12 protein-coding genes are annotated in these 13,986 nt (G+C 35.7%); 11 read left to right on the top strand and 1 reads right to left on the bottom strand.

All coding sequences use genetic code 11. From position 1 onward, the window contains the following. Positions 1–267 precede the first annotated feature (267 nt). The 10 genes from DR871_RS08745 (at position 268) to DR871_RS08700 (ending at position 11,091) form a co-directional block, all read left to right on the top strand. Entirely contained in the window at positions 268–1,716 is a 1,449-nt protein-coding gene (locus tag DR871_RS08745) for an MFS transporter (protein ID WP_113665639.1), read from the top strand. A gap of 100 nt (positions 1,717–1,816) precedes the next feature. Then, positions 1,817–2,653: a 5-dehydro-4-deoxy-D-glucuronate isomerase gene (gene kduI / locus DR871_RS08740; protein WP_113665640.1), complete on the top strand. Its 837-nt coding sequence runs from the start codon at positions 1,817–1,819 to the stop codon at positions 2,651–2,653. 6 nt (positions 2,654–2,659) lie between these two features. Next, complete coding sequence (locus DR871_RS08735) at positions 2,660–3,445, top strand: gluconate 5-dehydrogenase (RefSeq protein ID WP_113665641.1); 786 nt, start codon at positions 2,660–2,662, stop codon at positions 3,443–3,445. Between the two features lie 17 nt (positions 3,446–3,462). Then, complete coding sequence (gene uxaC / locus DR871_RS08730) at positions 3,463–4,863, top strand: glucuronate isomerase (protein ID WP_113665642.1); 1,401 nt, start codon at positions 3,463–3,465, stop codon at positions 4,861–4,863. Between the two features lie 18 nt (positions 4,864–4,881). Next, entirely contained in the window at positions 4,882–5,229 is a 348-nt protein-coding gene (locus DR871_RS08725) for a cupin domain-containing protein (RefSeq protein ID WP_113665643.1), read from the top strand. A gap of 23 nt (positions 5,230–5,252) precedes the next feature. Beyond that, the gene (locus DR871_RS08720) at positions 5,253–6,275 is read left to right on the top strand and encodes a sugar kinase (protein ID WP_113665644.1); all 1,023 of its coding nucleotides are present in this window, start codon (positions 5,253–5,255) and stop codon (positions 6,273–6,275) included. Between the two features lie 10 nt (positions 6,276–6,285). Then, positions 6,286–6,954, top strand: coding sequence for a bifunctional 4-hydroxy-2-oxoglutarate aldolase/2-dehydro-3-deoxy-phosphogluconate aldolase (locus tag DR871_RS08715; RefSeq protein ID WP_113665645.1), 669 nt, complete (start codon positions 6,286–6,288; stop codon positions 6,952–6,954). A gap of 13 nt (positions 6,955–6,967) precedes the next feature. Then, complete coding sequence (locus tag DR871_RS08710; RefSeq protein WP_113665646.1) at positions 6,968–7,786, top strand: SDR family oxidoreductase; 819 nt, start codon at positions 6,968–6,970, stop codon at positions 7,784–7,786. A gap of 216 nt (positions 7,787–8,002) precedes the next feature. Then, positions 8,003–9,445: a tagaturonate reductase gene (locus tag DR871_RS08705; RefSeq protein ID WP_113665647.1), complete on the top strand. Its 1,443-nt coding sequence runs from the start codon at positions 8,003–8,005 to the stop codon at positions 9,443–9,445. A gap of 29 nt (positions 9,446–9,474) precedes the next feature. Then, complete coding sequence (locus tag DR871_RS08700) at positions 9,475–11,091, top strand: UxaA family hydrolase (RefSeq protein ID WP_113665648.1); 1,617 nt, start codon at positions 9,475–9,477, stop codon at positions 11,089–11,091. 63 nt (positions 11,092–11,154) lie between these two features. Here DR871_RS08700 and DR871_RS08695 read toward each other — a convergent pair whose 3' ends face one another. Further along, positions 11,155–12,183 (bottom strand): LacI family DNA-binding transcriptional regulator, encoded by a 1,029-nt coding sequence (locus tag DR871_RS08695; protein ID WP_113665649.1) that lies wholly within the window; start codon positions 12,181–12,183, stop codon positions 11,155–11,157. A 320-nt stretch (positions 12,184–12,503) separates the two neighbouring features. Here DR871_RS08695 and DR871_RS08690 point away from each other — a divergent pair, with 320 nt between their 5' ends. Next, positions 12,504–13,946 (top strand): glycoside hydrolase family 28 protein, encoded by a 1,443-nt coding sequence (locus tag DR871_RS08690; RefSeq protein WP_113665650.1) that lies wholly within the window; start codon positions 12,504–12,506, stop codon positions 13,944–13,946. Positions 13,947–13,986 lie beyond the last annotated feature (40 nt).

Here is a 13,986-nt window from a genome sequence, read left to right as displayed (position 1 = left end):
ATATTGTTTTTTATTTTATGTATTTATTTAAGTTGCTAATTTAAAATAATATTCAAATAATTTGGATAATGAATATTAAAAAGTATATTTGTGCAATCGATTACATTTCATAGCATCTAAATTTATTCTCGAACAAAAAGGGTTCTTTAAATAAAGGAAAGACTTTATCGAGATTCATTTTAAAAAGAGATCAAATCTGCGGATAAACTGTTTTACGTAATAAGGATGCATTTTATATCGAAAACTAACTATTTTAAACATAACCAAATGATAAAGCAAACAAGTAAAAATATTGGAAACTACCGCTGGTCAATTTGTGGTTTACTTTTTTTTGCAACTACTATAAATTACTTGGACAGACAAGTGCTTTCATTGACATGGAGTGATTTTATTGCTCCAGAATTTCATTGGACCAACAATGATTATGGAAATATTACGGCATTATTTTCAATTTTTTATGCAGTATCATTATTGTTTGCAGGAAGATTTGTGGATTGGCTAGACACCAAAAAAGGATTTCTTTGGGCCATTGGGATTTGGTCTTTTGGAGCTTGTTTACACGCATTCTGCGGTATTGCAACAGCAGGGATTATTACTGGGGATTGGTTTGTTGGTTTTGAAGGAGCTAAAGAAGCACTTAGTACGGTGAAAGATACTGGACTGATTATCAATGTAAGTGTGACTTTATTTATTTTTGCCCGTTTTGTTTTGGCCGTTGGTGAAGCAGGAAATTTCCCTGCAGCTATTAAAACAACAGCCGAATATTTTCCTAAAAAAGACAGAGCTTTCTCTACAAGTATTTTTAATGCGGGTGCGACTGTTGGTGCATTGGCTGCCCCAATATCTATTCCGTTTATTGCAAAAGCGTTTGGTTGGGAAATGGCTTTTATTATCATTGGTGCCTTAGGTTTTGTTTGGATGGGATTTTGGGTTTTTATGTATGAAAAACCAGAGAAACATCTAAAGGTTAGTACCGCTGAATTAGAATATATCCAGCAAGATGATATTGCGGCCAGTAAATTAGAAGGATATGTACCAGAAACGAGCACCAAGGTAACTTTAATGGATTGTTTTAGATACAAACAAACATGGGCTTTTGCTTTTGGTAAGTTCATGACCGATGGCGTGTGGTGGTTCTTTTTGTTTTGGACTCCTGCGTATTTAAGCTCAGTTTACGGCATGGATTCCACCGAAGCGGCTTTGCCATTATTTGTATTATACATGATTACATTGCTTTCAATTATTGGAGGTTGGTTGCCCACTTATTTTGTTGAAAAGAAGGGGATGAATCCTTATGAAGGACGAATGAAAGCCATGCTGATTTTCGCTTTTTTCCCATTATTAGCTTTGATCGCGCAGCCTTTGGGCCATATTAGCTATTGGTTGCCCGTAATAATAATTGGTATTTCAGGAGCGGCTCACCAATCTTGGTCGGCAAATATCTTCACAACAGTAGGCGATATGTTCCCTAAAAAAGCAATTGCAACTATTACTGGTATCGGCGGTTTGGCTGGTGGTATTGGTTCCACGATGATCAACAAAGGTTCAGGCTTGTTGTTTGATTATACTAAAGAAACCAATATGGCTTTTATGGGTTTTCAAGGGATTGAAGCTGGATATTTTATTATTTTCTCTATTTGTGCCGTTTGTTATTTGACCGGTTGGTTGTTCATGAAAGCATTGGTGCCAAAGTATAGTCCGATTACTGATTTATAAGTCGGTTTTTTAAAATTAAGAGCTTTTTAGAGATAAAAAAATAGTACTTAAAGGAATATAAAGTATCTTTGTGTAATCGATTACATTAAAATAATATAACATGACAAATTTTTCTTTCAGATACGCTTCGAACCCTACGGACGTCAAGAAATATGGAACTGACGAATTGAGAGAGCAATTTTTAATTGAAAATCTTTTTGTTGAAAATAAAATACAATTGACCTATTCTATGTATGATAGATACATTGTAGGTGGAATAATGCCGGTTGGTAAAGAATTAAAATTAGAAACTATTCCGTATTTGAAATCAGAAAACTTTTTAGACAGACGGGAATTGGGAATTATCAACGTTGGCGGTAGCGGAACCGTTACGGTTGACGGCGTGGTGTATGAATTGCAAAAAAAAGAGGCGCTTTATTTAGGTCAAGGTTGTAAGGAAGTTATTTTTTCCAGTGCTAATGGCGAACAAGCTTTATTTTATATTAATTCGGCACCGGCACATACGAAGTTTCCAAATAAAAAAATTGGAAAAGAAGACGCTGAAGTCATTCAATTAGGAGAAGAAAAAACAGCCAACAAGCGAATTTTAAACAAACTGATTGTCAATAGTATCGTTGAAACGTGTCAGTTACAAATGGGACTTACGGAATTGTTGCCCGGGAATGTATGGAACACCATGCCTGCCCACACGCACAACCGACGAATGGAGGCCTATTTTTATTTTGATATAGAAGCACCACAAACGATTTGTCATTTCATGGGAGAACCACAAAATACCAGACATATCTTCATGCAAAACCACCAAGCCGTTTTATCTCCGGAATGGTCCATACATTCTGGTGCAGGAACGTCAAACTATTCCTTTATATGGGGAATGGCCGGTGAGAATTTAGATTATGGCGACATGGATATCGTTGCCCCAAATGAATTAAGATAAGAAACTATGAATTTATTTGATTTAAAAGGAAAAAGAGCGCTGATAACCGGAGGAACGCACGGTTTAGGTTTGGCAATGGCGGAAGGTTTGGCAATTGCAGGTGCTGAACTTGTAATAACCGGTACAACGCCTTCTAAAATGGAGGAAGCACTGGCGTATTATTCTGGTAAAGGATACAAAGTTTCCGGATATTTATTTGATGTTACCGATGAAAAAGCGGCGGCAGACAACATTGCATTAATCACCAAAGAGTTAGGAGATATTCATATTTTAGTGAACAATGCCGGAATTATAAAAAGAGAATTAGCCATCACAATGCCGGTCTCTGATTTTAGAAAAGTGATCGATGTAGATTTAGTAGGTCCTTTTATCATGTCACAACTGGTTGCCAAGCAAATGATTGAAAGGCAGGAAGGCAAAATAATCAACATTTGTTCTATGATGAGTGAATTGGGACGGAACAGTGTCTCGGCTTATGCTGCTGCAAAAGGTGGTCTGAAAATGCTGACCCGAAATCTGGCTACCGAATGGGCAAAATACAATATTCAAGTCAACGGAATTGGCCCTGGTTATTTTGCAACTACACAAACAGAACCTATTCGAGTAGACGGACATCCGTTTAATGAATTTATAATCAATAGAACGCCGGCTGCACGTTGGGGAAATCCAGAAGATTTAGCGGGAACAGCTGTCTTTTTGGCTTCAAGAGCGAGTGATTTTGTAAACGGACAAATCGTATATGTCGACGGTGGAATATTGGCTACTATCGGAAAACCATCAAATGAAAATTAATATTTAAGAAATTTATAATGAGTACACCATTTATAAACGACAATTTTTTATTAGAAAATAAATTTGCGGAAGAATTATATCATAATTATTCTAAAAATCAGCCTATAATCGATTATCACAATCACTTGTCGCCACAGTTTATTGCTGAAGATAAAATTTTCGACAATATAACCCAAGTTTGGATTAATGGTGATCATTACAAGTGGCGCGCGATGCGTACGTTGGGGGTCAACGAACAGTTTATAACAGGTAACGGTTCAGATAAAGATAAGTTTATGAATTGGGCAAAAACAGTTCCGTATACCATGCGCAACCCTTTGTACCATTGGACGCATCTGGAATTGGCCCGTTATTTTGATATTCATGATTTGTTAAATGAAAAATCAGCTGAAAAAATATATATGGAGGCTTCCGCCAAAATAAATTCGGCAGAATACAGCACTCAAAATTTACTTCGAAAAGTAAATGCCGAATTTGTATGTACTACCGAAGATCCAATTGATACTTTAGAATACCACCAACAATTAGCCAAAAATCCTTTTGGGACCAAGGTTAGCACTGCCTTTAGACCGGATAAAGCGATTCTAATTTCGAATGATGGATATAATTCGTACATAGACACTTTAGGTGAAGTTGCAGGAATTACGATTAGTTCTTATTCTGATTTGTGTACTGCGCTTACCAACAGGATTGACTTTTTTGATAAAGATGGCTGCAAACTTTGTGATCATGGTTTGGACCAAATTTATTTTGAAAATTTTACCGAAAGTGAAGTAAATTCAATTTTTAAAAAGAAAAGAGAGCGCAAGGAAATCAGTAATGAAGAAGCGTTAAAATTTCAAACCGCTATTTTATTGTTTTTATCTGAAACCTACCACCAATACGGTTGGGTACAGCAGTTTCACTTGGGAGCACTAAGAAATAATAATGAGCGCATGCACCGTATTTTAGGTCCTGATACCGGATGGGATTCCATTGGAGATTATCCGCAGGCTCAAAAATTATCTCGTTTTTTAAATGCTTTAGACCGTAAAGATAAATTGACAAAAACCATTATTTACAATCTAAATCCTGCCGATAACGAAGTTATGGCTACGATGATTGGTAATTTTAATGATGGAAGCGTAAAGGGTAAAGTACAATTTGGATCCGGATGGTGGTTTTTAGACCAGAAAGACGGAATGACCAAGCAATTGAATGCCCTTTCTAATATGGGATTGATTAGTTGTTTTATAGGAATGTTGACCGATTCCAGAAGCTTTTTATCGTTTCCAAGACACGAATACTTCAGACGTATTCTTTGTAATCTTTTAGGAGATGAAATCAAAAGAGGTGAACTGCCAAATGATATGGAATGGATTGGTAAAATGGTTTCGGATATTAGTTATAATAATGCCAAAGAATATTTTAAATTCTAATAATCAGATTCGGATAGTATGACGGTATTGGCAAATAGTACGCGCTTTTTTAAAGAAGAAGAAACTCAATGGGAATTTGTGGGGGAAGGCGTGCAACGTCAAATTGTGGGATTTGATGATCGGGTCATGATGGTCAATGTGAAGTTTGAGAAAGGAGCAATTGGCCCTTTGCATACTCATCATCACACACAAGTTACCCATATTGCCGATGGTACATTTGAAGTGACTATTGAAGAGGAAACAAGAATACTAAAAAAAGGAGATTCCTTTTATATTCCTTCCAATAAAATACATGGGGTTGTTTGTTTGGAAGAAGGAATTCTAATCGACGTTTTTAGCCCTATGAGAGAAGATTTTATAAAATAGAGAACATTTAATTCAGGTATAAAATGAATAAAGTAGTCACCTTTGGAGAAATAATGTTGCGACTTTCAACAGAAAGGCATTTGCGTTTTGAGCAAGCAAAAGCATTTACCGCTTCCTATGGTGGTGGTGAATTTAATGTGGCCGTTTCTTTGGCAAATTATGGTATAAATGCAGAATTTGTAACCAGAATTCCAGAGAATGAAATAGGTGCTTGTGCGCTAAAAGAAATGCGAAAGATGAATGTTGAATCCAAAAATATCATTTTTGGAGGCGATCGTTTAGGGATTTATTATCTTGAAACGGGTGCTGGAACACGCGGCAGCAACGTAGTGTATGACCGTGCGCACAGCTCGATGGCAACCATTGAAAAAGGAGCAGTTGATTGGGAAAAAGTACTGGAAGGTGCTACCTGGTTTCATTGGAGCGGGATTACACCGGCGATTTCTGAGAGCGCTGCCGAAGCCTGTTTAGAAGCCGTAAAAGTGGCGCATAAATTAGGTTTAACAATCTCATGCGATTTGAATTACAGGTCAAAATTGTGGCAATATGGCAAAACTCCCAGCGAGGTTATGCCTGAAATATTGCACTATAGCAACGTAATTCTAGGAGATATTGATACTGCTTATTTTATGTTAGGAATCCCTAAAGTGAACCCCAATTATCAGGACACAAAATCACTACCGGCTTTATATAATAAGTTATTTGAATTATGCCCAAATTTAAAAATAGCAGCTACCACATTACGTTATTCTGTGAGTGCATCGCACCAACGAATTGGAGGCATTTTATTTGACGGAAAAAGTATTTATGATGCTGCCGTAAAAGAAGTAACTCCTGTGATAGACCGTGTAGGCAGTGGTGATGCCTTCATGGGCGGATTGATTTATGGTTTGTTGGAATTTCAAAATAACAATCAAAGAGCGTTAGATTTTGCAGTTGCGGCCTGTTGTTTAAAACATACCATTGCAGGGGATTATAATTTAGTGACCTTAAAAGAAGTTGAAAACATGCTAGACGGTGATGGCGCCGGATTAGTTTCTAGATAAATACAGAAGTATGGCAAAATATTCAAGATTAGAAGTAGCAAATGTAATGGCGGAAACGGGAATGGTTCCCTTATTTTTCCATACCGATGTTGAATTGGGGAAAAAAGTAATCAAAGCCTGTTATGATGGTGGAGCCCGATTGATGGAATTCACCAGCAGAGGCGATTTTGCATTTGAAGTTTTTGGTGCATTAAACAAATACGCATTAGCTGAATTGCCGGGAATGATCTTGGGAGTTGGTTCGATAACGGATGCCGCTGCTGCTTCATTGTATATGCAATTAGGAGCAAATTTTATTGTCACACCGGTTTTGAGAGAAGACATTGCATTGGTTTGCAACCGTCGCAAAGTATTGTGGTCACCAGGTTGCGCTTCACTTACCGAAATTGCACGCGCCGAAGAATTGGGTTGTGAAATTGTAAAGTTATTCCCGGGCGATGTTTACGGACCACAATTTGTCAAAGGAATCAAAGGTCCTTGTCCATGGACGAGTATTATGCCAACGGGAGGTGTTTCAACCGATAAAGACAATCTAAAAAACTGGTTTGACGCTGGAGTAACTTGTGTAGGTATTGGTTCTCAGTTGATTTCAAATGAAGTTTTGAAAAGTGAGGATTTTGACGGTTTAGAGGCAACTGTCAGAGCAACTTTAGCCACAATTAAAGAAATTAGAAGCTAAAAAATAAAAAAAGATGGAAAATAGTTTTTCATTAAAAGGGAAAGTAATAGTGGTAACCGGCGGAACCGGAATACTCGGTGAAGCCTTTATAAATGGTATTATTCAGGCAGGAGGAGCAGTTGGGATCTTGGGCAGAAATGAGAAAATAGCCAATGAAAGAGTTCAAAATATAATTGCCAAAGGCGGACGAGCTATCGCTCTGATCGCCGATGTAACGGATGAATTACAACTCTTAGCTGCAAAAGAAAAAATGCTTGCCGAATTTGGAAAAATTGATGGTTTGGTTAATGCGGCCGGTGGAAACCTTCCGGAAGCTGTAGTACAGCCCGAACAGGATATTTTTAAGTTAAATGTTACTGCATTGGAAGATGTAATGCGATTGAACCTGGTTGGTACTATTTTACCAACACAAGTTTTTGGGGAAGCTATAAAAAAAAATGGTGGCTCAGGAAGTATCGTAAATATTTCATCGGTAGTATCACAATTAGCGGTTACCAAAGTATTGGGCTACAGCCTAGCCAAATCTTCCATAGATTCTTATACGCAATGGTTTGCAGTGGAGCTCGCCAAACGATATGGCGATGCAATACGAATGAATTCAATTGCACCGGGATTTTTTCTTACGGAACAAAACAGAACCTTGTTGACGAACGCCGATGGGAGCTTAACGGATAGAGGGAATTTGGTACTTCAAAACACACCATTTAAACGTTTTGGAAATCCGGAGGAACTCGCAGGAGCCTTGGTTTGGTTGTTAAGTGATGCCTCAAAATTTGTTACAGGATCAAAAATTACTGTTGATGGCGGATTTACGATTTTCAGTGGCGTTTAAGAAAATTCAATTTCAAATTATAAAATAAGAATGCAATAAGCGACTTAAAGAAATGCGTTTTAAAGGATTGTTCCTTATTCCTCTAATGGACTGAAATGTTGAATCGCAAAGCAGTTAAGTCGTTTATTGTACCCTTAATTAAGCGTATTTCCGGCTTAAATAAATAAAACATTTTACTGCTAAAAAATAAGATTTTGGGGTATTAAAGATATAAAAATGAAAAAATTAAACAGAATAAATACAGGATTAGAAAAATTACAACCCATAAAAGTGGTACAATTTGGAGAAGGTAATTTCTTGAGAGCATTTGTAGATTACGCTTTTCAAAAACTTAATAAAGAAGTTGATTTCAATGCTGGTATCGCAATAGTTCAGCCATTGAAAGAAGGTATGATAAACATGATTAACGATCAAGATGGTTTGTACACTTTGTTTGTGAATGGAATCAAAAAAGGCGAAAAAATACAGGATATTGAGTTAATTTCTAATATTGTAAAAGCTATAAATCCATATACTGATTTTGCAGATTATCTAGCTTTAGCCAAAGAAGAGGAACTTCAATTTATTGTTTCAAACACTACCGAAGCTGGAATTGAATTCATCGAAAGTGATACTCCAGATATGCAACCACCGGTTTCATTTCCTGCAAAGTTGACTGTTTTATTATATGAAAGATTCAAACATTTCAATGGAGATGCTGCTAAAGGATTGACTATAATTCCTTGTGAATTGATCGATTATAACTCAGAAACTTTAAAAAAATATATTTTGCAATATTGCGATTTATGGAAATTTGAGGCTTCATTCAAAACTTGGGCATCAGATGCTTGTACGTATCACAGTACTTTGGTGGACAGAATTGTTCCTGGATATCCAAGAGCTGAGATTGAAGAATACAATAACAAATTAGAGTATCAAGACAATTTAATTGTTGCCGCTGAACCATTTTTTCTTTGGGCTATCGAAGGCGGTGATGCTTTAAAAGAAAAATTACCTTTCCATAAAACGAATTTGAATGTGAAGATTGTTGACGATATACGGCCTTTTAAAATGATAAAAGTTCGTATTTTAAACGGTGCTCATACTGCAATGGTCCCTTTTTCCCTTTTGCACGGTAACAAATTAGTTATGGAAACCGTGAACGGAGATTTTACTGGGAAATTCGTAAACAGCGTTATTGGCGAAATTAGTGAAACTCTTGATATGGACAAAAATGAAATCCTTGCCTATACTGAAGAGGTAATGGATCGATTTAAAAATCCATTTATCAAACACGCATTGGCTGATATTGCTTTAAATTCTATCTCAAAATTCAAAGTAAGAGTTTTACCAAGTTTATTGCAATATTATAATGCAAATAAAAAATTGCCTACTAATTTGACTTTTTCATTAGCTTGTTTAATCCAATTCTACAAAGGAACTTGGAATAACGAAGCATTACCGGTTAAAGATTCTCCAGAGATAGTTGAAGCATTTAAAAATGCTTGGCAATTAGGATCTTTAGATTTAGTTGCGACTAAAATTTTATCTAATGACGAATTCTGGGGTGAAGATTTAACTAAAATAAACGGATTATCAAAAGCTATGATATTGGCATTGAACGAAATTGAAGCGAATGGTATTGAAAAAGGTTTTGCCAATTTCAGTCAACAATATTAATATTTTATAAACTTATCACATTTATTAAAATGCAAAAGAAATTAATAAAAGTAAATCCTTCAGATAATGTCGCGGTAGCATTGGTGAATCTTGCAGCTGCTGAGGTTATCCACTTTGAAGGTGAAAATATCACGATAATCACTGATGTGAAAATGAAACATAAAATCGCTTTAAACGATTTGAATACCGGTGATCGAATTATAATGTATGGTGTTTTAGTGGGTAAAGCAAGTGCTAAAATCGAAAAAGGAGGTCTTCTTTCTACTTTAAATGTTAAGCATGAAAGTGATAAAGTGACTGGAAAAACGGAAACTATTGGTTGGGATGTTCCGAATATTGATAAATGGAAAGATAGAACTTTCAATGGATATCACAGGGAAGACGGACAGGTAGGGACCGAGAATGTTTGGTTGTTTTTTCCGTTAGTTTTTTGTGAAAACAGAAATATCGAAATCTTAAAGGATATTTTTGAAAAAGAATTAATCAAACCGAAAGAAAACGATTATCAATTGTTACTTCGTTCGTTAGTAAGTTCTGAAAACGGTTCCACAGAAGCGGCAGGAAAATCGGCGGAAGCAGATTTATTCAACAATATTGAAGTGAAATTCATCACGCACCAAGGCGGATGTGGTGGAATTCGTCAGGATTCACAAAGTTTGGCTAAACTTTTGGCAGGATATGTCAATAATCCCAATGTGGCTGGAGCAACGGTTTTGAGTTTGGGTTGTCAAAACTTACAAATCCAAATATTCAAAGACGCTTTACATGAAATTAATCCAACAAGTACTAAGCCCGTTTTGATTTATGATCAGCAACAAATTGGTACCATTGAGGCAATGTTGAGCAGTGTGGTAAAAGATACTTTTGAAGCTATCAAAGAAGCAAATAAAATAGAAAGAACACCAGCGCCATTGTCTAAATTGACGATTGGTTTAGAGTGTGGCGGTTCAGACGGGTTCTCCGGAATCTCGGCTAATCCAACTTTGGGAGTTACTTCGGATTTGCTTACAGCGCTTGGAGCAACAACCATTCTTTCAGAGTTTCCCGAATTATGTGGAGTGGAGCAGGAATTAGTAAACCGCTGTGTTGAAGACGAAGCTGGAGTACGTTTTTTAGAATTGATGAAATGGTATGAAAAAACGGTTGTAGATGCCGGATCTGGATTTGACATGAATCCTTCACCAGGAAACATCAAAGACGGATTGATCACGGATGCCATGAAATCAGCAGGAGCGGCTAAAAAAGGAGGAACATCTCCAATAGTAGGCGTTTCGGATTATGGAGAATACATTTCAAAACCAGGTTTGAATTTGCTTTGTACGCCAGGAAATGATGTGGAATGTACGACTGCAATGGTTGGTTCCGGAGCCAATATGGTTTTGTTTACAACAGGTTTAGGAACACCAACAGGAAACCCAATTGCACCGGTAGTTAAAGTTTCCTCCAACTCTGAGTTAGCTAGAAAAATGTCGGATATCATTGACATTGATACTGGTGGAATTATTACAGGTGAAAAAACAATTGATGAAATGGCGGATGAAATGCTGGAATTTATTATAAATGTGGCTAGTGGTGAAATTAAAACCAAAGCAGCAATTTTGAATCAGAACGATTTTATTCCGTGGAAAAGAGGCGTTTCTTTATAGAAAAAGAGGTTGTTATTGTATCGAAAAAGGGTGGAGTTTAAAAAACTTCACCCTTTTTTTGTTTTAAATATTGTTTCTCGAGGATGATTTCCGAATGTGCAGAATAGGATTCAGAACAATCTTTTTTTCCATTTTAAAATCTTCCGTATTGTTCATTTGTTCCAAAAATACTTTAGCGGTCATTTTTCCCATTTCAAGAGGGGATTGATCAATTGTAGAAATGGAAAGTTCCATGAATTTTGTAAAGGGTTCGTTACCAAATCCTACTACACAAAAGTCTTCCGGAATTTGAATTCCCTGTGCTTTCAATTCTTGTATGGCGCCCAATGCGGCAAAATCACTAGCAGAAAATATAGCGTCAGGTGGGGTTTTTAATTGCAGTAATTTGTTGGTTACTGATATACCGTCTTCAATATTACTCTTTGACTGAATAACATAAGTTTCATCAAATGTTATTCCGTTGTCTAGCAATGCTTTTTGGTAGCCTTTAAATCGATTTTCGTATATTTCTAATGATTGATCTCCACATAAATGAGCTATTTTTTTACAACCTTGGTCAATCAAATGTTTTGTTGCTATGTAACCAGCTTTGAAATCATCAATTGTAATGGAACTCACACCATCAATGTTCTTTTTTCTGTCGAAAAAGATTAGTGGAACATTTTTTTCGAGAACACGATGAATGATTTTTTCATTTTTCTTTGATTCATTGGTAATAGAGATCATGATGCCATCTACTTGTGCGTCAAGAAGTGTATTGATATTTTCAATTTCTCTGCTTTCATCTTCATGTGTTTGGCATATAATTACATTGTACTTATTGGGATGTAATTCTTCCTCAATCCCTCGTATGACAGATCCAAAAAAATTGGTATTGATGCGAGGAACGATAACGCCAATATTTCCGCTTTTTCCGCTTCGAAGCGCTAAGGCTAACCTGTTTTGTTTATAATTCATTTTAGCTGCAGTATCCATTACAAGTTTAATAGTACTTTCACTTATTTTGGGATTATTATTTAAAGCTCGAGAGACTGTAGCAGCGGATATATTGAGTTCTTTTGCAATATCGTAAATGGTTGTTTTCTCACTCATTATGAATCAATAGTTGTTATGAATTTGTAAAATTAATACTTTTTTTCTTAAATACTTATTTAATGTTATCGATTGTATAAAATCTTATTTTTTACAGGTTTTATCTAAGAAGCTTCTAGTTATAATGTATTTTTAATACTATTTTTTTATAATAAGTGTATAAATATAGGATATTTTTTATGGTACCTACATTTTTATTGATTTTATTTTGGTTAAATGGAAATTAATATTTACGTTTGTGTAATCGATTGCATGATTTGATTTTTGAATCTAAGCACATAGAGAAAAAACTAAATTTGAAGGAATTTATATTTTACCAAATGAGAAAAAAAATATTTTTTATAATTAACAGACTTTCGTCTATTGTTCTTTTTTCATTGCTTTTTGTTTCTTGTGGAGTAAAGCAAACAAAAACAATTGTGTCTGCTGATCCTTGGAAAACGATGCAGCATATAATTGATAGTGTAAAGGTGCCTTCTTTTAGGGATAAAACATATGTAATTACTGATTTTGGTGCTCAGTCTGGAGGTGTTTTCGACAATACTCAGGCATTTAAAAAAGCAATTCAACATTGTGGTAAAAACGGTGGCGGTAAAGTTTTAGTTCCATCCGGAAAATATTTCACCGGTCCGATTCATTTAGAAGATAATGTAAACCTTCATTTGCAAGAAGGAGCAGAAATTTTGTTTAGTACAAATTCAGCTGACTATCCGATAGTACATACTTCATGGGAAGGAACGGAATTGATGAATTACTCTCCTTTAATATATGCTTACCAAAAAACTAATGTTGCGGTAACCGGAAAAGGAATATTGAACGGTCAATCCAATAATGAAAATTGGTGGTGGTGGTGTTCTAAAAAGGAATACGGTTGGAAAGAAGAGAAGCCTAATCAGAACGATCCTCTCAATCGATTGCGTCTTATTGCCATGGCTGAAGAAGCAGTGCCTGTTTCGGAACGTGTTTTTGGTGAGGGACATTATTTAAGACCAAATTTTGTAGAGTTTTTTGATTGTAAAAATGTTCTTCTAAAGGATGTAAAAATTGTGAATGCGCCATTTTGGGTTGTTCATCCTATAAAATCTTCGAATGTCATAATTGATGGAATAACGGTTGAAAGCCACGGTCCTAATAATGACGGATGTGATCCGGAATATTCTAAAAATGTAATCATAAAAAACTGCACTTTTAATACTGGAGATGACTGTATCGCTATAAAATCTGGAAGGGATGCTGATGGTAGGCGTGTGGCTATGAAAAGTGAAAATATTGTTGTGCAAAACTGTAAAATGATTGATGGTCATGGCGGGGTTGTAATTGGAAGTGAAATTTCGGGTGGAGTAAGAAATGTTTTTGTGGAGAATTGTATTATGGACAGTCCAAACCTTGACAGAGCAATTAGAATTAAAACAAACTCAAACAGAGGTGGACTCATCGAGAATGTATACGTAAGAAATTTAGAAGTCGGTCAGGTCAAAGAGGCTGTTTTGAAATTAAATATGTTTTATGAAGTCTATGGCGCTAAACCAGGGACATTTATACCTCAAATACAAAATATTTTTCTAGAAAATATAACAGTAAAAGATGGTGGAATGTATGGTATCTTGGCAAAAGGCTATAAAGAATCACCTATAAAAAATGTTACTTTAAAGAACGTAAAAATTATTAAAGTAAAAGAAGCATATTCTATCGAAAACCTAGAAGGTCTTACATTAATCGATACGTATATCAACGGAGTACTTGCGGAAAGCCCTAAAAATTGAATTAAACTATTATCTATATACTAACTAACCAAATAATTAA

The sequence above is a fragment of the Flavobacterium petrolei genome, from assembly GCF_003314435.2.
Taxonomy (GTDB): Bacteria; Bacteroidota; Bacteroidia; order Flavobacteriales; family Flavobacteriaceae; genus Flavobacterium; species Flavobacterium petrolei.
The sequence above is the reverse complement of the archived record's forward strand: the minus strand, read 5'-3'. Positions and strand labels throughout refer to the sequence as shown.